The sequence below is a fragment of the Streptococcus oriscaviae genome (genome assembly GCF_018137985.1).
Lineage (GTDB): Bacteria > Bacillota > Bacilli > Lactobacillales > Streptococcaceae > Streptococcus > Streptococcus oriscaviae.
Window position 1 is genome coordinate 476,275 of the sequence record NZ_CP073084.1, and the last position, 19,762, is coordinate 496,036.

Below are 19,762 nucleotides of genomic sequence, written 5' to 3' on the forward strand. Positions count from 1 at the left end.
GCTGGAAATCATTCCAGTCTCTGTTTACTCTTCTTAATCTAAACCGATTTCCGCACGGACCACATCAGCGATGGTGTCCACATAGTAGTCTACCTCTGCATCTGTTGGTGCTTCTGCCATAACACGCAGGAGCGGCTCGGTACCACTTGGGCGAACTAGGATACGGCCATTTCCTGCCATCTCTGCTTCCATCTTCTCGATGATGGCTGCGATGGCTGGAACATCCATAGCCCTGTCCTTCATGGCATTTTCAACGCGGATGTTGACCAATTTTTGTGGGTAGATGGTCACTTCGGCTGCCAATTCTGACAATTTCTTGCCAGTTTCTTTCATAATCTTGGTCAATTGGACAGCGGTCAACTGGCCGTCACCTGTGGTATTGTAGTCCATGAGGATAACATGTCCTGACTGCTCACCACCAAGGTTAAAGCCTGACTTGCGCATTTCTTCCACCACATAGCGGTCACCAACTGCAGTCACAGCCTTGCCAATGCCCTCGCGGTCCAAGGCCTTGTGGAAGCCAAGGTTGGACATAACGGTTGTCACGATGGTATTTTGTGCCAAAAGTCCCTTATCAGAAAGGTACTTGCCGATGATATACATGATGCGGTCGCCATCTACCAAATCGCCATTTTCATCGACTGCAATGAGGCGGTCGCTGTCACCATCAAAGGCCAGACCAATCTGGCTGCCTGTTTCCTTGACCAATTCCTGCAATTTCTCAGGGTGGGTGGAGCCAACTCCCTCGTTGATATTGAGTCCATCTGGCTGCTCGGCCATGACGATCAAGTCAGCCCCCAAGTCCACGAAGACCTGACGAGCAGATGTCGCCGCTGCTCCATTGGCTGTATCCAGTGCAACCTTCAAACCGTCCAAATCAATGCCTGTCGAAATCAGGAACTGCTGGTACTTGCGCAAGCCTTCTGGATAGTCTACAACATCCCCCAAACCTTGAGCAGATGGGCGAGGCAGGGTATCCTCTTCGGCGTCAAGAAGGACTTCAATTTCTGCTTCCAAATCATCATCCAGTTTGAAACCATCACCAGCGAAGAACTTGATTCCATTGTCCTGGGCTGGATTGTGGCTGGCTGAAATCATGACCCCAGCGCTTGCTTTCTCAGTCTTAACCAGATGGGCCACACCTGGAGTCGCCAGGACTCCCAACTTGTAGACATGGATGCCCGCAGACAAAAGACCTGCCACCAGCGCTGATTCCAACATCTGACCAGAAATCCGTGTATCACGGGCAACAAAAACGCGGGGTGTTTCCGTCTCGTGCTGGCTGAGGACATAGCCTCCAAAGCGTCCTAATTTGAAAGCCAATTCTGGCGTCAATTCAACGTTTGCTTCTCCACGAACACCGTCCGTACCAAAATATTTTCCCATTTTCTATTCTTCCTCTTTTCTACTTAGATTCTGTGATAACGGCCTGCAAGGTTGCTTCGTCTTGAGAAAAGACGACTGGCAGCAGAGCCCCTTGGCTGTCAACTGCTTGAAGCGTAGCCGTTCCTGTATAGTTTTCAGACAGATTGTCCGCATCTAAAACCACTGCTTCTACTCGATCGATTTTATCCATTGTTTCTTCATCGGTGGTTACCTTAACCGAATCTACATTGACCGCAATCCTAGAAACCATATAGCCATTCGCTAACTGGCTATCCGCAATAACTCCTTGAACAGCAAAACTCTTGCTAACTTTTTTCCCAATCTTGATGGTCAAAGAAGCGGGGGTTGTTGCTGCATTGACTCCCGATGGCAGATTGGATATTTGAAGATCGACTGTATGTGTACCGCTCTCCAATTCTGTTAAATCTGCAACGACCCGGAAAGTACGCGTCACCTCATCAGACTCCCGTTGCAAGATGACTCGGTTGGAGCCTGTCAAGTCAACCGTTACCGTTGAAGCAAAACCTGAAATAAAATAATTTTCATTGTCATAATTGATGTCGACTGGTACACCCGTTAAGGTGTGGGTGTAGGTTTCAGATTCTGTACTCTGTTTGTTAGCAAGGGAATTTTTGTAGTTGGTAGTCGTTGCATAAAAGAAAAGAACCAGAGCTAGCAGAACCGATAGGAAAAGATGACCGATTCGTTTGACCTTATCTTGCATTTTTCTTACCTCCTAGTCGCTGCCACCAAGTCAATTGTTTGTTTTCATCGGCTACAAAAACCTTACGCAGTTCTAGTTCAAATTCCTCCAGCCGCAGATTATGCTTGAATTGCCCATTATAGGCGATAGAGATACTGCCGGTTTCTTCTGAAACAATGAAAACAAAGGCATCTGAAACTTCTGATAGGCCGATGGCCGCTCTATGCCTCGTTCCAAATTCCTTGGAAATACCTGCACTCTCTGAAAGAGGTAAATAGGCGCAGGATACAGCTATCTTATCCTCTTTGATAATGACAGCTCCATCGTGTAAAGGAGTATTTGGAATAAAAATGTTGATAAGGAGTTCGCTAGAAATATCCGCATCCAGAGAAATTCCAGTTGAACGATATTCTTGTAAGGTTTGGGCCCGCTCAATGGCTACCAAGGCACCAATCTTTCGCGGAGACATATAAGCGACAGCTTTGACACAGGCCAGAATCAACGCTTCTTCAGCACTGATTGGGTTACCTGTAAAGATATGTGTTGTCCGTCCAAGCTTTTCCAGCACCGCCCGCAGTTCTGGTGCAAAAATGACCACGGCAGCAATTACCCCATAGGTGATGACTTGGTTCATCAACCAAGAAATGGTCTGTAACCCCAACAAGCTGGCAACGATTTGCGCAAAGACAAAGAGGAATACCCCTCGTATCAGCGTCATAATCTTGGTTCCTATCAGAGCCTTACTAAACCGGTAAATAAGGTAAATGACAATCGAAATATCAATCAAATGGATGAGAGCCGTCCAAGGACTCGCAACCAAACTAGACCAATATTCCGCGTCTAAGAGTTGATTAATCGTTAACATCTTTCCTCGCACTTCCTAATTTCTTCTGAATATCAGCTCTTTCATTATACCACAATTTGGACAGATTCGCCTTAAATGACCTTAGCTTCTTCAGACTACACGATTGCTCTACTCCTTGCTAGAAAATCCCCCTGCTTTGTGTTAAAATACACCTATGAAACTAAATACATTATTTGGCATTCTGGCTGGTAAATCTGCCCAGTTCATCCTTAGTAAACTGGGGCGTGGAACGACCTTGCCAGGAAAAATTGCCCTCACATTTGATAAAAACATCCTTGATAGTTTGGCCAAGGATTATGAAATCGTCGTGGTAACTGGTACCAATGGGAAAACATTGACGACCGCCCTGACCGTTGGCATTCTCAAAGAAGCCTTTGGTGAAGTGACAACCAACACCAGCGGTGCCAATATGATTACCGGTATTACTGCAACCTTCCTAGCAGCCAAGAAAAATAAAAACGGCAAGAAGATTGCTGTTCTTGAAATTGACGAAGCCAGCCTTTTCAAAGTCACCACATTCATCAAGCCTAGCCTCATCGTCTTTACCAATATCTTCCGCGACCAGATGGATCGCTACGGTGAGATTTATACCACCTACCAGATGATACTGGACGGAGCGGCCAAGGCTTCCAGTGCAACGATTTTGGCCAACGGTGACAGCCCACTTTTCAACTCCGTTAAAACCATCAACCCTGTTCAGTACTACGGATTTGCAACCGCAGAGCATGAGCCAAGACTCGCTCACTACAATACCGAAGGAGTTCTCTGCCCGCATTGTCATCAGATTATCCAGTACAAACTGAATACCTACGCCAATTTGGGCAGTTATATTTGTACCAACTGTGGCTTTAGCCGGCCTGAACTGGACTACAAACTGACGGAGTTAAAAGAGATTACCAATACTTCTTCCACCTTTGTCATTGACGGTCAGACCTACAAAATCAACATCGGCGGTCTTTACAATATTTACAACGCACTTGCTGCCGTTAGTGTAGCCCGCTTCTTTGGTGTCGCGCCCGAGGTCATCAAGGCTGGTTTTGACAAGAGCAAGGCTGTCTTTGGCCGTCAGGAAACCTTTAAGCTTGGGCAAAAAGACTGTACCTTGGTTCTGATTAAAAACCCTGTCGGAGCAACTCAAGCCATCGAAATGATGAAGCTGGCTCCTTATCAATTTAGTCTAGCTGTTCTTCTCAATGCCAACTACGCTGACGGTATTGATACCAGCTGGATTTGGGATGCCGACTTTGAACAAATCACTCAGATGAACATCCCTCAAGTTTTTGCAGGTGGGGTTAGATCTTCTGAAATCGCCCGTCGCCTGCGTGTGACCGGTTATCCAGAGGAGCAGATTACAGAAAGCAAAAAACTAGAAGATGTTTTGGCCCTGATTGAGCAATCTGACAGCCAGCACGCTTATATCCTAGCGACCTATACTGCTATGCTTGAACTCCGTGACCTGCTGGCTAAGCGCCAAGCAGTTGGAAAGGAGATGAAATAATGGTCTACACCTCACTCAAAAGTCCCGAAAAAGACTACTCCTATGAACTGAATATTGCCCATCTCTACGGTGACTTGATGAATACCTACGGTGACAACGGCAATATCCTCATGCTCAAATATGTGGCTGAGAAACTGAATGCCCGCGTCCAAGTTGACATTGTTTCCCTCAAGGATTCCTTTGAGGCAGACTTTTATGACATCGCCTTCTTCGGCGGCGGTCAAGATTACGAGCAGTCCATCTTAGCAGGCGATTTACCAAGCAAAAAAGACAGCCTGGCTGACTTTATCGAAAACGATGGGGTCATGCTGGCTATCTGCGGTGGCTTTCAGCTACTCGGACAATACTACATCGAAGCCGGTGGTCGTAAAATCGATGGTCTGGGAATCTTAGGTCACTACACCCTTAACCAAGCCAAGAATCGCTACATTGGTGACATCAAAATTCACAATGAGGAATTCGATGAAACCTATTATGGCTTTGAAAACCACCAAGGCCGCACCTTTCTAGCAGACAATCAAAAACCGCTTGGAAAAGTTATCTACGGAAATGGCAACAACAAGGAAGATGGCGGCGAAGGAATGCACTATAAAAATACCTTTGCGAGCTACTTCCACGGCCCCATCCTATCTCGCAATGCCAATCTAGCTTACAGGCTAGTCACAACCGCTCTGCGTAAGAAATACGGCCCAGCCATTGCACTAGCAAGCTACGAAGACATTCTCAGTAAAGAAGTTCCTGAAGAATATGCGGATGTCAAAAGTAAGGCAGAATTTGAATAAGAAACAACCCCGTCAGCTGATGAACACTGGCGGGGTTTCGATTAAAATAGTTTGCGTACTTCAAATTTTGTTTTGTGCGCCTTAAGCGTAGTTATAATCATGGCCAATGCCGAGATAACTGTCGACGCATAGATGAGAACCAGATTGGTAACATAGACAGAATTATCAATAATCCCCTCTGCTACCAGGTCGTTAATATAAGGGAGTGTGTCAAAGACAGAGATCTCATAATACCTTGCTACCGTAAAGGCCCAGTCCAGTTGGTTGGCAAAATAGGTCATTGCTAAAATAAGAATAACAGAAATAACCGCGCCCTTTACGCTTAATCTGCGGGCGAGCAACTCATATCCTTTAAGGGCACAGACCCCCATCACCACACCAGACACATAAGAAACATAGCCTAGTTGGCCAATAATCACAATGGCTGCAACCCCAACCAATGAGCCTAAAAAGGCACCGAGAATGCCCAGAAAAATATTTTCCTTCGTTTGAAGGATGGCTTGTTCTGACTGGTCTAATTCTTGACTGCGTTGACTATAACTTGCTGGAGTGAGAAAAGACAATTGATTCCCAACAATATAGAGGTTAATATCTGCTGTTTCTCCACTTGCTTCGCAACATTGTACATAGCCATTCTGCTCCAAAAAAGCCACCACTTCATCAATTGCTTGCAAAATATTCTCACCTGTTTTTTTAGCTGTAAGGCCTGGTTTGATGGAGCAAGTCAGCTTATATTGTTTAAAACTGGCAACAGACACCGTTGTGGCAGACTGTTTTAAAACCTTGGCCTCTAGTTTTTCCACCGCTCCTTGATCACGTTTGACCGAAAACATCAAACTATATTGGTTTTGTCCATGAGATTGCACAGCGAACTTAAAGCCATTTTTCTCACCAAACATGACATCCAGCCGACTATCGTAAACATAGCCAGCATTCATCCAAATTTTTTTCAAAATTGACATAGCTTTTCCTCCTATGTCACATTATAACAGGCGAAGCAATAATTTTCCAGTAATATTAGTAAGGGACCGACACTTTTCCTTCTAACAAAAGGGCTTCAATGGTAATCGCCGATAAATTGTCCAAAGGTAGCTGGGTCTGATCAACATGGAAGAAGAGCGGCGTCATATCTGCTAAAATCTGAGCATCTTCTGGCGTGATCGCAAGGGTTTTACTAATCAACTGCCTGCTAACTAGCTGGTGATTGGCTTCAAAATGCGCCACCATCTCCTGATTATCGTAAGTATCTTTCCGGAGCTGCTCCTTGGCCAATTGGCGGAGCTCCTTGAGATGGTTTGGGCCTGGAATCAACTTGATAACCCTTCCATGGGGCTTTAGAACCCGATGAAACTCTTGATAATGGGCCGGAGAAAAGATGTCAAGAATCCCGTCCACACACTGATCTTGCAGAGGTAAATGCGTCAAATCTCCTACGAACCACTTCACAGACTTACTGGGTTCACTACGAGCAGCCAGAAGGATGGATTCCTTGGAAAGGTCGAAAGCCAAAATGTCTGCATCCATTTCTTTTGCCAATCTCCGGGAATAGAAGCCCTCACCGCAGCCAACATCCACAAACGACTGGAGGTTTGCAGCTGCGATACAAGATTTGACCGCCTGATAGAGATGGTCGTAATACCCTTTTTCAAGGAAAGCCTGCCTCTTTTCAAAGCTCGTTTTGTGATAATTGGCTGATTGTTTTACTTGGGGAGCCAAATTGACATAACCCTGCTTAGCTAGATCATAGGTATGCCGCTTGGCACAACGCAGGCTGTTTTGCTCCAATTCAAGAGCCTGACCACAGTGTGGACAGGCAAAATAGCGGTCTGCATTCGCAAACTGTTGGTGTTTTTTCATGATTTCTCTTGTTCTTTCTTGAAGCGATATAAGAAGACAGCGGATAAAACGCTCGTTAAACCACCTGACACAAGTAGCAAATAGCCAACAGGCAGCAGGTAGAAATTCTCATGTAGCATACCGTTGTCATCGATGTACTCAATAGAATTGGCCTTGATGACAAAGCAGGCAAGGCCAAGCACCATGAGAAAGGCTCCGATGATGGTCAGGGTCAAGTGCATCTGTGTGCGACGACCTTCTTGGCCGTCTTTTACTAATTTTTTTGTCATGTTGTTCATGTCAGTTCCTCCTAGAATCAGTTGATCAAGTGAGATGGAAAAGACACGGGACATCAGAATCAGGAGTTCCAGATCAGGTAGATTTTTATCATTTTCCCAGTTGGAAACAGCCTGTCTGGTCACATTGAGTTTGAGGGCAAACTGCTCCTGAGTCAGCCCTTCTTTCTTACGCAATTCGCGAATCTCTTGTCCGAAGTTCATGTCTTTCTCCTCTCATCATCAGCTTACATCCCAAGGGAACTATTGCCAAGAAAGTCTTGCTTGCAAGCAGGATTTTTTGAAGCAAGGTCTGCTTGCAGGCTTGATTTATCGAGGTTTTAGAAGATAAATATCATCTTCTTCCAATAGCTTTAATAAATTTTCCACCTGCTCTTCTATTTCAATTCCAATATTTTCGATGTTTTCTCGGAATATCGGAACGTTACTTCTGAGATCGGACATTTCGCAATTCACCAAAATGTTTTTGTGCCCATGTTCAGCATTTAGCTCTTCTATCAACTTCGATTCGCTGGTAGAATTTAAGAAACAGCAATCCCTATCTCTATTTTCAACAAAAAACTTCTGAATCTTTGAAATAAGTTCCCTAGAATTTGATATACAGTAAAGAGTTTGAACCTCTGAACCGGTTACTGCCATATTATCCTCTCTATCCCATCTGCTCCGATAATTCTTCCCATTCTTCCATGAGGGATTCTTGCTGGGCAGTCAGTCGGTCAGTTTCTTTTTGGTAATCGGTCAGCTCTCCTATGTCGTTGGTTGACAACATGGACAGATTAAGTTCTTCCAGACGGTTTTCGAGGCTTTCAATTTCTTCTTCGATTTGCTCAATACGGCGAGCTATTCTACGCTGTTCCTTTTGATTTTCCTTTTGGGTTTGGTAGGTGAGCGCCCCTTGAGAGTTGCTTACTTCAACTTGTTGGACTGGGATCTCTTGAGCTGCTAGCTCCGCCTTTTTCTCCAGATAATAATCATAATCACCCAGATAGAGCTTAGAGCCTGTTTCGGATAATTCAAGAACCTTGGTGGCCACGCGGTTGATAAAATAGCGGTCGTGACTGACAAAGAGAAGGGTGCCGTCAAAGTCAATCAAGGCATTTTCAAGCACCTCTTTACTATCAATATCCAGGTGGTTGGTCGGCTCATCCAAGATAAGGAAATTATTGTTTTCCATAGAAAGCTTGGCTAAAAGCAGGCGCGCTTTTTCACCACCTGACAACATGGAAACAGACTTCTTCACATCATCCCCTGAAAACAGAAAGGCTCCCAAGCGGTTGCGAATCTCTACTTCTGGTGTTGTCGGAAAGGCGGACCAAAGTTCTTCAAGGACGGAGTTGGACGGAGTAAGGGCCGACTGGGTTTGGTCATAGTAGCCCGTCTGGACATTGGCTCCAAATCTAATCTGACCTTCTATCAGAGGAAGTTGACCAATAATAGACTTGAGCAAGGTAGTCTTACCAATCCCGTTTGGCCCCACAACAGCAATCGCGTCCAGCTTTCGCTGTTCGATGGAAATCGGTTTGGATAGGACTAGTCCTTCATAGCCCACTGCAGCTTCTTCCACAGTCAAAACTAGATTGCCGGATGGTTTCTCCGAATAAAAAGTCATATGAGCTGACTTGCCGTTCTTCATAGGCTTGTCTAAGCGCTCCATCTTCTCCAGCTGTTTGCGTCTTGCTTGAGCCCGCTTGGTGGTGGAGGCACGAACAATATTTTTCTGGACAAAATCTTCTAGTTTTGCAATCTCTTTTTGCTGTTTTTCATAGTTATGCTGCTCTGTCAGATGTTTTTGCTCCTTGAGCTCGACAAACTTGGAGTAATTTCCCACATATCGATCAAGCGAATGTTTGGTCAAATCCATGGTCACAGTCGCTACCTTATCTAAGAAATAGCGGTCGTGACTGACAATCAGTAAGGCCCCCTTGTAATTGCTCAAATACTGTTCTAACCAGGCGATGGTTTCAATGTCCAAGTGGTTGGTCGGCTCATCCAAAACGAGGAGTTCAGGCTGTTCCAACAACATTTTCGCCAAAGCCAGACGGGTATTTTGCCCTCCTGAGAGTTCTGAAATCTTCATTCCCCACATACTCTGGTCAAACTTGAATCCATTTAGAATGGTGCGAATGTCTGCCTCATAAGTGAAACCGCCAGCTTGACGAAATTCCTCTGACAGACTGTCATAGGTTTTCATCAACTGGTCCAATGCTTCTCCGCTCAATTGGCCCATTTCCAGCTCCATCAGTCTCAGACGGTCTTCCTTAACCCGCAAATGGTCAAAAACATGCAGCATTTCATCATAAATGGTGTTTTCCGACTCGAAGCGGCTGTCCTGGGCCAAATACGATAGAGAAATATCCCGCTTGGTATGCACTTCTCCGCTCGTTGCTGCTTCTTCTCCTACCAAAATCTTGAGCAGGGTAGACTTCCCCGCTCCATTTTTTCCGACCAGAGCAATCCGGTCACGCTCATCAATCTGAAGAGAGATATTATCAAAAAGAACCTGGCCTGCAAAAGACCGTTCCAGTTTGTTTCCTTGTAAAATAATCATAAAAACATTGTATCATAAATTTGATGTCAAAGATATGCAAAAAACCAGTCAGAAACTGGTTTTTTCATTAGACTAGCCCTTGTAGCATTTCCTTGTTTTGCCAGATGAGATACAGTCCTCCCAAAATGACAATAAGGATGAGAACAAGTTTTAAAAGACCTTTAATAAAGCGAATAGCAAAGATGATGATAAGAGAAACAATCAACCATCCCCAGGTGGAAGAGTTCCAAATTTGTTGTAGACTATCTAAGCTGCTTCCCGCCCAATTACGAAAGGGCTGAGGAATATGATTGATCCAATCTTCCTGAATGCCTAGCTGATCAAAGATCGCTCGACTGGTCGTCTGCAGCCAGGCAAAGACACCTGTACTGTAAATCAACAAGAGAGCCTGTTCAGGATAGGATCGAATGGCATGAAAAAGTGTTTTTAACATACTTCCTTCTTTCTGTATCTATTGGGTTGCATAGAGGGCCCTAACCGCATCAATATCAGTCTGTTGGATACCATTGTGAGAACCTGCCGATTCCATAACAGAGGTATGATGATCCTCATGGCCTAAACCGATAGCATGACCTAACTCATGTTCTGCTGTATGGATGATTCGTTCCATACTGTACCCATAGGCTGGATTTAAGAGGTAAAAGCGATTGAGCTTGACTGTCACAGCAACCAAGTAATTGGTTAGGGTATTGGTTGAAGAACTAGCTTCCCCGGCCGCCTGAGTTTGCCCATCATTCATTTCTGTGGCGATAATATCGGCCTGACTGGCATCATCCACTAGCGTAAAGGTAAAGGCACCCGTCGCATTCCAATTGGCTATGGCTGTTTCGTAGGCCGAGCGGAAGGTCGGATCCTGAGTTTCGATATAAACCGTAGCCGCATTGGTCGGCCAGCGACCTTCTGCAGACATATCAACCGTATCAGTTGATAACTGCTCCAAGGTTTCCAGACTAGCCCCCATATCCAGAGCTTGCTGACCATTTATGACCTGCTGGGCTTGAAAAAACATGGTCTGAAGAATTTGCGGTGCCGCTTCTTTTTGAAAATAAAATAAGAGAGCAACCGCACACAACAAGAGGAAAAATGCGAACCAAACCAAGCGCCAGAAAGTCCGCCAAAGAAAGCCGATAAGACTACTAAACCATTTCATGTCGAACTCCTTCCCTAGAAATAAGGAACAGTTTACCACACGAAACTAAATCTATCCTTAAATTAACTCAAGCGCTCTTCTAAAACAAAATCAATCGGTAGCCATTGCAAAACTTCTTCAATTTGTTGATTCCAATAATACCACTCGTGCTTACCTGGGCCATCCTTTGCCTCAAGGTCAAATCCTTCTTCCAACAGAAAATTCACAGCCAGCTGATGGCCTGAATAAAGGTAGTCTTCTTTCCCACACCAAGCATAAAACTTGGTCTGTTTGTCAGATTGTTTGGAGAGGTTTTCAATGCTATCCGGATTTGTTGCCATATTCTCAATATCCCCAAACACTCCGCGCCAATAAGCTTCTGAACCTAGAGTTTTTGCCGCTTCGTTGTCAAAATCAAAGTGGAGAGCCCCGGACAAGGATGCCGCATGGGAGAAGCGATTGGTTGTCAAGGCCAGCTTGAAAGCACCATAACCACCCATGGATAATCCTGCAATGAAGGTTTTTTCGCGCTTATCCGACATGTTTGGAAAGAAGCGTTTTAGTACCTGAGGCAGCTCAATGGCGATAGCATCGTAATAGTTCATACCGTAAGTGGTATTGGTATACCAGCCCTTGTCTGTACTGACCATCACAACGATAAGATTGGTATAGCGAACCAACCGCTCTATGGTAGAGCGGTTGAGCCAGGAATCCTGACTGCCACCCATTCCGTGCAGGAGGTAGAGGACAGGGATGTCGGTATCGTCTGGGTTGGGCACCCGATCCCGATCAGGATAGAGAACATTGACCCGTCTTTCCATATCTAAGACCTGCGAATGGTATTCTATCTTCATAATTGCCATACTATTTCTCCTCAACATCATATCTAGTCTGCTTCATCAGCACACTTACTGCTTAATATAGAAAAAGGGTGTGGCTTTCGGAGATACCAACTATCTCCAAGAGCCACATGGCCTATTTCTGTTCTCTATAAAGGGGCAAGATGCCTAACTTATTTTACTTCCATAATGACTGGTAAAATAGCTGGCCGACGCTTGGTCTGGTCAAAGAGGTATTTAGCCAAATCATCACGAACTGCTGCTTTTAATTCTGTCCAGTCAAAACCATCCTTGGTAAAGTAATTTTCAACTGTTTTATTGACCAACTCAGCTGACTCACGCAGAATATCCTTGCTCTTTCTGACATAAACAAATCCGCGAGTATTGACCTTGGCCTTAGAGATAATCCGTTTTTCTTTACGATTGACTGTAATAGCCACGATAAAGATACCGTCTTCTGAGAGAATCTTCCGGTCACGCAGGACAATATTACCAACATCTCCAATGGCATTCCCATCAATCATTACATCCCCTGAAGGAACTGCTCCATTGTGGACAAAATCGCCATCTTCATAAGCCATGACATCACCACGTTTGACAATGATGATATTTTCAGGGAACATACCGATTTCCAGCGCTGCATTGGCATGAGCATCCAACTGACGATACTCCCCTTGAATTGGGAATAGGAACTTCGGTTGCATAATATTGAGCATGAGCTGCAGATCACGCGCATTTCCGTGCCCAGACACACGCAGGTGCTTGGTAACAGACTGGACGATACCACCCGCACGATAAATCAAGTTTTCAACGCGGGCCACAACCGCTTCTTTGGAAATAGTCGGTGTGGTAACGATATAAACCAAATCGCCCTCTTTGATTTGGACATAGCGATGACGACCAATAGCCATCTTGCGAAGACCATTTAAAGGCTCGCCCATCCGACCAGTTTCAAGGATAATCAGCTCATGATCCTCATACTTGTCCATATCTTTCGGCTTAATCAGCAGGCGCTCGCTCACCAGACGTAACTTTTTCAGTTGAATTGCTGTTCGGACAATATTTTCCACATCATGTCCAGTCAGAACAACCCGACGACCTGTTGCCTCTGCTGCATCAAAAACTTGCTGAATACGGATAATATTGCTGGCAACTGCAGCAACGATAACACGGCCTTCCCAGTCACCAATCGTGGTTAGAATTTCTTCGCCCACTTCGTGCATGCTGGCAACCTGCACATTACTGTCAGCATTGGCAGAATCTGATAAGAGGGCCAAAACACCTTCCTGACCGATTTCCGCTAGGCGACCAAAATCCGTGCGGTAGTAACGGTCTGCCGCCTGATCAAATTTGAAATCACCTGTATAGACGATGTTCCCTTCATCTGTTTTGACCACAATACCTAGACTTTCTGGGATAGAGTGAGTGGTCTTAAAAAATGAAATAACGGAATCACCAAAGTCAATTTCAGTTTCTGCATTGATGACGTGAAAATCCTTGAATTTCTTGGTGGCATTGTAGTTTTTCACGACCAGCTTGGCTAGTTCAATGGTCAAATGCGAGCCAAAAACAGGCACCTTTACCTTTTCCAAGAGGTAAGGCAGAGCTCCGATAGCATCCGCATGTCCGTGAGTCAAAAAGATGCCCGCGACCTTATCCTTATTTTCCACTAAATAGTCAAAGTTTGGAACGATGACATCCACGCCCAGCTGTTCATTTTCTGGGTACTTGACACCAGCATCTAAGACAAAGATACTGTTTTTTACTTCAGCGATGTAGAGATTTTTACCATTTTCTCGCACACCACCCAAAGCAATAATTTTAATATCGCTCATGTTTACTCCTATGTTATGTATTTTTCTTACCAACGGTCCTTGGAAAATCCAAGTCGAATTACAGTCTTTGCAATTTCTTGCATATCACCTTTATTATACCTCTTTTCAGGAAAATTTACAAAAACCCTGCTGTTCAGCAGAGTTTTTCGCTATTCTGTCAGTTGAATGACCTGGTAATCAAAACCAATCTCCTTGACGAAACGAAGCACATCTTCCGTTTTTACGAAGATTGTTTTGGTATTAACATTGGGATGGAAGGTCAAAATGGCTTCTGATAGGATTTCCTCATCAAAATAGACCTGAATGTCTTTTTCTTTATTGTTAAGAAGACCATAAATGGATACCGTTCCTGCTGGCAGGCTCATTTTTTCCATTAGGCTGTCACTGGAAGCCATCCGGATACGATTGGCACCTACTAGTTCCTTGAACAGTTCCATATCTAACTGTTTACGGTCGTCCATGATGAGCAGGTAGAAGGCTGTTTTCTTCTTATTTGTTAAAAACATGGACTTTGTACGCACACCTTCCAACCCTTCAATATAGGCATCTGCTTCCTCTGTTGTGAAAGCAGGGGGATGTTCCACGACTTGGTAAGCAATCCCCATGTCTTTGAGTTTTTCAAAAACAGGTTTGTCCATAACAACACTCCTTTCTCCTACTTCTATCATAGCAAATTGCCCGACAAGCTTCAAGTTGAAACAGGCTGAAAAACCAGCCTTTATTCAAATAAGTGATAGTAATCATCCAGACTCATCTGAGCCTTTTCTTCCTTGGTCAAATCCTTGATGATGCGCCCATCTTTCATCACAATCAGGCGATTGCCATAATGGAGAGCATCTTCCATCTGATGGGTCACCATCAGTGCTGTCAGTGACCGCTGGGCAATCAACTGATCTGTCAGCTCCATCAGGGAAACACTGGTCTTTGGGTCAAGAGCCGCTGTATGTTCATCAAGGAGCAAGAGTTCAGGTTGCTTGAGGGTTGCCATCAAAAGACTGAGAGCTTGACGTTGTCCGCCTGATAAGAAACCTGCTGGTGTGGTGACCTGTTTTTCAAGACCGTTGCCCACCAAGGGCAACAGGGCTTCAAACTCAGCCATGTGATGGGGCAGACGCCGAGGCACCAGCCCTCTGCCTTCTCCTTGATACTTGGCAATCAGTAGATTTTCTGCAACAGTCATTCTAGGAGCCGTTCCCATCTTCGGATCTTGAAAGACTCGGCCCAGATACTTGGCTCGCCTTTCTGCCGACCAATTGGTAACATTCTCCCCTAAAATATGAACCGTTCCGCTGGTTAGGCTCAAACTGCCTGCGATAACATTGAAGAGGGTAGACTTGCCCGCTCCGTTACCGCCGAGGATGGTGATAAAATCTTTTTCGTAAATCGTCAGGCTAACATCATCTAAAATAAGACGCTCCTGATCTAGCCCGTTGTTCACATGGACAGTCGCATTGGTTAGTGTAACAATTTCTTTCATCGTGACAACCGGGCTCCTTTCAGAATTTTTTCTTTCAGCGTTGGTACCATTAAACAGATTGCTAGAATAGCCGCAGAGAAGATGCGCAGGTAACTCGTATTAACGCCAAGAGAAATGACGATTAAAATCAAGAATTGGTAAAATACTGCCCCAACTACAATCGCAATAAAACGCTCTGCCATGGTCAAATTATCAAAAAGAACTTCTCCGATAATCAAGCTAGCTAATCCCACAACAATAACGCCAATACCACGAGAAACATCCGCATAGCCTTCTTGTTGGGCAATCAGGGCTCCTGCCAGCGCAATAATACCGTTGGATAAGACTAGCCCCATCAGCTCCATCCGACCGGTATGAATCCCAAAACTTTTTGCCATATCAGGATTGTCCCCTGTTGCAATATAAGCCTGCCCCAATCGGGTAAAGAGAAAGAAAAGCAAAACCAGAATAACCAAGACAACTGCCACCAAGCCCAGCACGAGCTCATTCAAACTGGCATCAAAAGGAAGAAGATCCTGTAAGGTCGAAGAATGGAGCAAACCAAGATTGGCCCTTCCCATCAACATCAGCATGATAGAGTGACAGGAGGACATCACCAAGATACCTGCAAGCAAGGTAGGGATTTTCCCCTTGGTATAGAGCAACCCTGTAACAAGACCTGCCAAACAGCCAGCCAAAATCGCTGCACCCGTAGCAAGTACAGGATGAATCCCCTGAGTCAAGAGGGTCACTGCCACAGCTCCTCCTAAGGGAAAAGATCCTTCTGTTGTCATATCTGGAAAGTTCAAAATCCGAAAGGTCATGAAGATTCCCAAACTGAGAATGGCCCAGAGAAGGGCCTGGGAAATAGTTGATAAAATCATAGAATCATCTCATTTCTACACTTATTCAATGATGCGGCTAGCCTCTTCAAGGACTGATTCTGGAATTGTCAATCCTAGCTGCTCTGCCACTTTTTTATTAACCACCACGCTACCTTGATTGAATATTTCAACCGGTGTTGTAGCTGGGTTTGCACCGTTAAGAATGTTTGCTGCCATCTTACCAGTAGCAAGTCCCAAGTCATATTGGTTAATCGTTACAGAGGCAATCCCTCCTGTTTCCACCATCTCTTCTACACTGGTATAAATTGGCGTTTTTGTTTTATTGGCAACGCCGACAACCGTTGAAAAGGCTGAAGCAATCGTGTTATCCACTGGGGTAAAGAGTACATCGACCTTGCTGCTGGCTACTTCAACGGTGGCCGCAATTTCGTTGCTTGATGGAACAGCATAGTCAAGAACAGTGTAGCCTGCTGCTTCTGCAGCTGTTTTGAACTCTGCCACCTGAGCCTTGGAGTTATCCTCGTTGGATGAATAAAGAAGTCCAATGGTCTTGGCTGCCGGTGTAATGGTCTGAATCAATTCAATCGCATCAGCCACTGGTGTCTGATCAGACACTCCGGTAATATTGCCGCCCGGCTTTTCTAAGTCTGTTAGCAAATTGGCTCCAACTGGATCCGTCACAGCTCCCATAATAATGGGCAAATCGCTACTAGCATTGGCCAGGCCTTGGGCAGCTGGTGTTGCTATCCCAATCAAAAGCTGATTCCCATTTGCGACCAATTTCTTACTCATGGTTTGTACCTGAGATTGATCTCCTTCTGCATTCATAAAATCAATGTCCAAATTAACTTCTTCTTCGTAGCCGCCTTCTTTAAGTCCTGCCTTGATTCCCTTGTAAATTTCATCTAGTGAATCATGGGTCACATACTGCAAGACGCCTACTTTGACAGTCGTAGTCGTTTTATTCCCAGAAGTTTCTGTTTGCGGCTGGTTGTTGAAGAAATAGCCTACAACCACCAACATTACAAGAGCAATAACAACACCAATCAATTTTTTATTTTTCATTCTACATCCTCTTTCTATCTTAAAAACCTAACTCACTAACACTCCAATCTGCAACGCCATCGTTTCATCTTTTTTTCCTTCTTTCTATGCAAAAAGCCCCCGCAGGTCAACCTGCGAGGGCGTCAATGGACACGGTGCCACCTCACTTATGGAAAAAATATTCTTTTTTCCACTTCTTTCTCTCCTCTATCAAGGAGCCGCACGATAAGGGGTGCACAACCGAACTCTCATTGTTTCAAGTTCACTTCTTTGCATCTGCCAATAGGCAGGCTCTTCATCAGCCCATTTCATAGACCGCCGCCACCTGTTCGCAATTCCCACAGGCTCCCTGAAGACGTCATGTTTACTACTTTTTCTGATTACAGACGATTATAGAGGTTCTTGAATCGTTTGTCAATAGTTTTTTCATATTTTTTGAATAAATAACCAACAAATCGGAGAACTTGCAGATTCCTCCTGTTCAACCAGTTCTTCTATTTTCAAGGATTTACAGGAGGGGGAGGTTAGATGATTTCCTATGACTTCTAAGTAGTCTACTGGTATTTCTTCAGTGCTTCAAAGAACTCAAGATAGAGGCTGATATTCTCTTCCAACACCTCTCGTAATTCCTCATATGAACGAACATCTGGATAAGGGATACGATAATCTAGAGAAATCAATCTTCTAGCAACTGAAAGTAGAACCGTTCCTGCATAGGGCTGATCATTTTTGTGGACATACCAGATTAGCTCTACCTTTCCATAACGAACATCAATCGTTAAAAATGCTTCTAATCCTGTCGCTTCGTCTTTGGCAATCGAGAATCGGAAAAATTTCTCTCTCCCATTGTAGGTAACCGTGTAACCCATGCTTTCAATAAGCTCTTTAACCTTGGCCGGTTTGTAGATAGCTTCGAACTGTTCCATTTCCTCAGGAAATTGTCGAGCAAGCGCAAACTTCTCATATCTTTCCACAAAGTTTATGTCCAAAAATGCCTGTCTCTCTTCGGGTAAAAATCTATCTGCCATGTTTATTCCTCCGTAAATCTAAGTAGTACATCATATTTTGATGCAATTTGTTTGTAGTAATCAATATTAGGTAGCTTCGCATTGGCGGTTGCCGTTCTTATTTTTTATTTTGGAAAAAAGCAGAGCTTCTCAGCCAGTAGATACAGAAATAATATGTTTTCAAACAGCTACACATATATTCTACCATACCAGAAAGAAATCACCTAGGAAAAATCCTAGGTGATTCAATCGTGGTTAATAGTTTCTTATCCCGAAACAAGCGTAAGATATTTAGACGGAACAAAATCTGTTAACCAAATCATATCTTTTGGGTGATAGAATTTTATACCTTCCTTCCAAGCTAATTTAGATTCAATCTTTAAAATAGCAATATCAGAATCATGTCGAACTGCTACTTGAGAAGCAGTTTCAATGTCATTTGATAAATGGACATATTGCCTACTTCGCTTCAAAAGGCCATATTCAAAGATAGAGCCAATATTTTTTGCTGCCGTTCCATGGTACAAAAACAAAGGGGGCTCATTTTCCTCATACTTAACCTTTCCCTTGATTGAATGTCCATAAATTGCTCGAATTTTCCCACTAACTATCTCATGTCTATTTTTTTTTAGATTTAGCCACCATAAATTTTAAAGCATCCTCGCTAAGATTACACCATCCAAAATGTAAATTCAGAACAGCAATGAAGTCGTTCAGCGACACCCACCCCGAAGAGTCACTTTTTAAATTATATTTGTCAACAGCATGCCTTAATATATAAGAACAATCCCTACTTAATTTACCATAATCAATCATAGTTCTAATACCTCAAAACTTTTACAAATAATTTGATAACTATCATCGCTATCTAAAAGTAATATAAAGTGCTTTAGCCCCCCTTCTTTTTTAATTTCTTCAAATAATATTGAGTTTCTTTCCTCTAAAATTGTTAGAATTTTTGAATTAGTAACTTCTTCTACTCTGTCATAAGAAAATGGAGGACCTTCAAAATGAGAGTATGTTTTAACAAATTGAAAAACAGAGTAAAACTTTAATGTGACCTCAAAAAAATTGTCATCGCAATCATAACCTTTCAAGGTTATATAAACATCCATTCCTTTAAACTCTATCCTCGGTGATTCGGATAAAAGAGTTGAAAACATAGGTAATTCATAGAGTAATTTATTCTCCATTTACTTTCCTCCTCCAATTCTTACGGTAGATATTCCCTCAGATGTTAATTTATTTCGATATAGTTGTCCATTAAGCTGTTCCTCAAAAAATGGATTTCCAGTTCTATCAATCACACTCCATTGATTTCTTGGTATCACCGCCTGAGTTAAAGCTTGTGAAGTCCTTTAATAGCGATCGTCCGTCGGATGTCGGTAGACTGGGTAATCTATTTTCGTTCCTTCAACCGTCAGCCAAGAAAAAACTGTTGACTGACTGTCCACCTTCTCCTCCAATTTGTCACGCGCAGACGGAGTCAATCTTGATTCATACCATATCAGCACGCTTCCCAAGCCCAAAAGCAATAGAGCTAGAAAGCATCCCCATCCTTTTTTCATCCGATCTCCTTTTCCAATGGTTTTGTAACCGTTATCTTTATCTGTTTATTATACCATAGTGTCTGAGTATCCGTCTAGGGGAGGAGTTCAAGCAAAACAGCCGCTAGACTTGCTCTTCAACATGG

At 43.8% G+C, this 19,762-nt stretch carries 23 protein-coding genes; 2 read left to right on the forward strand and 21 right to left on the reverse strand.

The window, feature by feature from the left end:
- Positions 1–33: 33 nt before the first annotated feature.
- Genes glmM through cdaA form a run of 3 tightly spaced genes read right to left on the reverse strand, consistent with a single transcriptional unit; the run spans position 34 to position 2,954 of the window.
- Positions 34–1,386, reverse strand: a complete 1,353-nt coding sequence (gene glmM / locus INT76_RS02315; protein ID WP_212571788.1) for a phosphoglucosamine mutase — start codon at positions 1,384–1,386, stop codon at positions 34–36.
- A gap of 19 nt (positions 1,387–1,405) precedes the next feature.
- Positions 1,406–2,110, reverse strand: a complete 705-nt coding sequence (locus INT76_RS02320) for a CdaR family protein (protein ID WP_212571790.1) — start codon at positions 2,108–2,110, stop codon at positions 1,406–1,408.
- Entirely contained in the window at positions 2,100–2,954 is an 855-nt protein-coding gene (cdaA, locus tag INT76_RS02325) for a diadenylate cyclase CdaA (RefSeq protein ID WP_212571792.1), read from the reverse strand. The genes INT76_RS02320 and cdaA overlap by 11 nt, the downstream gene beginning before the upstream one ends.
- A gap of 154 nt (positions 2,955–3,108) precedes the next feature.
- Here cdaA and murT point away from each other — a divergent pair, with 154 nt between their 5' ends.
- Both murT and gatD read left to right on the forward strand, forming a co-directional pair.
- On the forward strand, positions 3,109–4,452 hold the full coding sequence (gene murT / locus INT76_RS02330) for a lipid II isoglutaminyl synthase subunit MurT (protein WP_212571794.1): 1,344 nt from the start codon (positions 3,109–3,111) through the stop codon (positions 4,450–4,452).
- Positions 4,452–5,234, forward strand: coding sequence for a lipid II isoglutaminyl synthase subunit GatD (gatD, locus tag INT76_RS02335; RefSeq protein WP_212571796.1), 783 nt, complete (start codon positions 4,452–4,454; stop codon positions 5,232–5,234). The genes murT and gatD overlap by 1 nt, the downstream gene beginning before the upstream one ends.
- A 41-nt stretch (positions 5,235–5,275) precedes the next feature.
- On the opposite strand, the gene INT76_RS02340 is transcribed toward gatD, so the two are convergent.
- From INT76_RS02340 to INT76_RS02420, 18 genes are all read right to left on the reverse strand, one after another.
- On the reverse strand, positions 5,276–6,196 hold the full coding sequence (locus INT76_RS02340; RefSeq protein WP_212571798.1) for a hypothetical protein: 921 nt from the start codon (positions 6,194–6,196) through the stop codon (positions 5,276–5,278).
- 55 nt (positions 6,197–6,251) lie between these two features.
- Positions 6,252–7,091 (reverse strand): putative RNA methyltransferase, encoded by an 840-nt coding sequence (locus INT76_RS02345; RefSeq protein WP_212571800.1) that lies wholly within the window; start codon positions 7,089–7,091, stop codon positions 6,252–6,254.
- On the reverse strand, positions 7,088–7,570 hold the full coding sequence (locus INT76_RS02350) for a helix-turn-helix domain-containing protein (RefSeq protein ID WP_212571802.1): 483 nt from the start codon (positions 7,568–7,570) through the stop codon (positions 7,088–7,090). The genes INT76_RS02345 and INT76_RS02350 overlap by 4 nt, the downstream gene beginning before the upstream one ends.
- Positions 7,571–7,675: 105 nt before the next feature.
- Positions 7,676–8,005, reverse strand: coding sequence for a hypothetical protein (locus tag INT76_RS02355; RefSeq protein ID WP_212571804.1), 330 nt, complete (start codon positions 8,003–8,005; stop codon positions 7,676–7,678).
- Between the two features lie 10 nt (positions 8,006–8,015).
- On the reverse strand, positions 8,016–9,914 hold the full coding sequence (locus INT76_RS02360; RefSeq protein ID WP_212571806.1) for an ABC-F family ATP-binding cassette domain-containing protein: 1,899 nt from the start codon (positions 9,912–9,914) through the stop codon (positions 8,016–8,018).
- Positions 9,915–9,981: 67 nt separating this feature from the next.
- The gene (locus tag INT76_RS02365) at positions 9,982–10,347 is read right to left on the reverse strand and encodes a hypothetical protein (protein WP_212571808.1); all 366 of its coding nucleotides are present in this window, start codon (positions 10,345–10,347) and stop codon (positions 9,982–9,984) included.
- An 18-nt stretch (positions 10,348–10,365) separates the two neighbouring features.
- On the reverse strand, positions 10,366–11,064 hold the full coding sequence (locus INT76_RS02370) for a M57 family metalloprotease (RefSeq protein WP_212571810.1): 699 nt from the start codon (positions 11,062–11,064) through the stop codon (positions 10,366–10,368).
- A 62-nt stretch (positions 11,065–11,126) separates the two neighbouring features.
- Positions 11,127–11,906, reverse strand: coding sequence for an alpha/beta hydrolase (locus INT76_RS02375; RefSeq protein WP_212571812.1), 780 nt, complete (start codon positions 11,904–11,906; stop codon positions 11,127–11,129).
- Between the two features lie 149 nt (positions 11,907–12,055).
- Positions 12,056–13,717: a ribonuclease J gene (locus INT76_RS02380; protein WP_212571814.1), complete on the reverse strand. Its 1,662-nt coding sequence runs from the start codon at positions 13,715–13,717 to the stop codon at positions 12,056–12,058.
- Positions 13,718–13,866: 149 nt separating this feature from the next.
- Positions 13,867–14,355 (reverse strand): prolyl-tRNA synthetase associated domain-containing protein, encoded by a 489-nt coding sequence (locus INT76_RS02385; protein WP_212571817.1) that lies wholly within the window; start codon positions 14,353–14,355, stop codon positions 13,867–13,869.
- A gap of 80 nt (positions 14,356–14,435) precedes the next feature.
- Positions 14,436–15,194, reverse strand: a complete 759-nt coding sequence (locus INT76_RS02390; RefSeq protein WP_212571819.1) for an ABC transporter ATP-binding protein — start codon at positions 15,192–15,194, stop codon at positions 14,436–14,438.
- Positions 15,191–16,057 carry an ABC transporter permease gene (locus INT76_RS02395; RefSeq protein WP_212571821.1) on the reverse strand — a complete coding sequence of 289 codons (867 nt, stop codon included), beginning with the start codon at positions 16,055–16,057 and terminating at the stop codon, positions 15,191–15,193. Before INT76_RS02395 ends, INT76_RS02390 begins: the two co-directional genes overlap by 4 nt.
- A gap of 21 nt (positions 16,058–16,078) precedes the next feature.
- Positions 16,079–17,083, reverse strand: a complete 1,005-nt coding sequence (gene trpX, locus INT76_RS02400; RefSeq protein WP_212571823.1) for a tryptophan ABC transporter substrate-binding protein — start codon at positions 17,081–17,083, stop codon at positions 16,079–16,081.
- Positions 17,084–17,616: 533 nt separating this feature from the next.
- Entirely contained in the window at positions 17,617–18,090 is a 474-nt protein-coding gene (locus INT76_RS02405) for a hypothetical protein (RefSeq protein ID WP_105147595.1), read from the reverse strand.
- 245 nt (positions 18,091–18,335) lie between these two features.
- Positions 18,336–18,680, reverse strand: a complete 345-nt coding sequence (locus INT76_RS11140) for an RNA 2'-phosphotransferase (protein WP_346267621.1) — start codon at positions 18,678–18,680, stop codon at positions 18,336–18,338.
- A 7-nt stretch (positions 18,681–18,687) separates the two neighbouring features.
- A complete protein-coding gene (locus tag INT76_RS11145; RefSeq protein WP_282960508.1) occupies positions 18,688–18,885 on the reverse strand; it encodes an RNA 2'-phosphotransferase in 198 nt (65 codons plus the stop codon).
- On the reverse strand, positions 18,882–19,262 hold the full coding sequence (locus INT76_RS02415; protein WP_212571825.1) for a hypothetical protein: 381 nt from the start codon (positions 19,260–19,262) through the stop codon (positions 18,882–18,884). Before INT76_RS02415 ends, INT76_RS11145 begins: the two co-directional genes overlap by 4 nt.
- Before the next feature lie 165 nt (positions 19,263–19,427).
- Positions 19,428–19,637: a hypothetical protein gene (locus tag INT76_RS02420; RefSeq protein WP_212571827.1), complete on the reverse strand. Its 210-nt coding sequence runs from the start codon at positions 19,635–19,637 to the stop codon at positions 19,428–19,430.
- Positions 19,638–19,762 lie beyond the last annotated feature (125 nt).

What these genes read in the sequence shown, in the direction of transcription:
- glmM (WP_212571788.1), bottom strand. Translation starts at nt 1,386, where the DNA reads ATGGGAAAATATTTTGGTACGGACGGTGTTCGTGGAGAAGCAAACGTT.
- INT76_RS02320 (WP_212571790.1), bottom strand. Translation starts at nt 2,110, where the DNA reads ATGCAAGATAAGGTCAAACGAATCGGTCATCTTTTCCTATCGGTTCTG.
- cdaA (WP_212571792.1), bottom strand. Translation starts at nt 2,954, where the DNA reads ATGTTAACGATTAATCAACTCTTAGACGCGGAATATTGGTCTAGTTTG.
- murT (WP_212571794.1), top strand. Translation starts at nt 3,109, where the DNA reads ATGAAACTAAATACATTATTTGGCATTCTGGCTGGTAAATCTGCCCAG.
- gatD (WP_212571796.1), top strand. Translation starts at nt 4,452, where the DNA reads ATGGTCTACACCTCACTCAAAAGTCCCGAAAAAGACTACTCCTATGAA.
- INT76_RS02340 (WP_212571798.1), bottom strand. Translation starts at nt 6,196, where the DNA reads ATGTCAATTTTGAAAAAAATTTGGATGAATGCTGGCTATGTTTACGAT.
- INT76_RS02345 (WP_212571800.1), bottom strand. Translation starts at nt 7,091, where the DNA reads ATGAAAAAACACCAACAGTTTGCGAATGCAGACCGCTATTTTGCCTGT.
- INT76_RS02350 (WP_212571802.1), bottom strand. Translation starts at nt 7,570, where the DNA reads ATGAACTTCGGACAAGAGATTCGCGAATTGCGTAAGAAAGAAGGGCTG.
- INT76_RS02355 (WP_212571804.1), bottom strand. Translation starts at nt 8,005, where the DNA reads ATGGCAGTAACCGGTTCAGAGGTTCAAACTCTTTACTGTATATCAAAT.
- INT76_RS02360 (WP_212571806.1), bottom strand. Translation starts at nt 9,914, where the DNA reads ATGATTATTTTACAAGGAAACAAACTGGAACGGTCTTTTGCAGGCCAG.
- INT76_RS02365 (WP_212571808.1), bottom strand. Translation starts at nt 10,347, where the DNA reads ATGTTAAAAACACTTTTTCATGCCATTCGATCCTATCCTGAACAGGCT.
- INT76_RS02370 (WP_212571810.1), bottom strand. Translation starts at nt 11,064, where the DNA reads ATGAAATGGTTTAGTAGTCTTATCGGCTTTCTTTGGCGGACTTTCTGG.
- INT76_RS02375 (WP_212571812.1), bottom strand. Translation starts at nt 11,906, where the DNA reads ATGGCAATTATGAAGATAGAATACCATTCGCAGGTCTTAGATATGGAA.
- INT76_RS02380 (WP_212571814.1), bottom strand. Translation starts at nt 13,717, where the DNA reads ATGAGCGATATTAAAATTATTGCTTTGGGTGGTGTGCGAGAAAATGGT.
- INT76_RS02385 (WP_212571817.1), bottom strand. Translation starts at nt 14,355, where the DNA reads ATGGACAAACCTGTTTTTGAAAAACTCAAAGACATGGGGATTGCTTAC.
- INT76_RS02390 (WP_212571819.1), bottom strand. Translation starts at nt 15,194, where the DNA reads ATGAAAGAAATTGTTACACTAACCAATGCGACTGTCCATGTGAACAAC.
- INT76_RS02395 (WP_212571821.1), bottom strand. Translation starts at nt 16,057, where the DNA reads ATGATTTTATCAACTATTTCCCAGGCCCTTCTCTGGGCCATTCTCAGT.
- trpX (WP_212571823.1), bottom strand. Translation starts at nt 17,083, where the DNA reads ATGAAAAATAAAAAATTGATTGGTGTTGTTATTGCTCTTGTAATGTTG.
- INT76_RS02405 (WP_105147595.1), bottom strand. Translation starts at nt 18,090, where the DNA reads ATGGCAGATAGATTTTTACCCGAAGAGAGACAGGCATTTTTGGACATA.
- INT76_RS11145 (WP_282960508.1), bottom strand. Translation starts at nt 18,885, where the DNA reads ATGATTGATTATGGTAAATTAAGTAGGGATTGTTCTTATATATTAAGG.
- INT76_RS02415 (WP_212571825.1), bottom strand. Translation starts at nt 19,262, where the DNA reads ATGGAGAATAAATTACTCTATGAATTACCTATGTTTTCAACTCTTTTA.
- INT76_RS02420 (WP_212571827.1), bottom strand. Translation starts at nt 19,637, where the DNA reads ATGAAAAAAGGATGGGGATGCTTTCTAGCTCTATTGCTTTTGGGCTTG.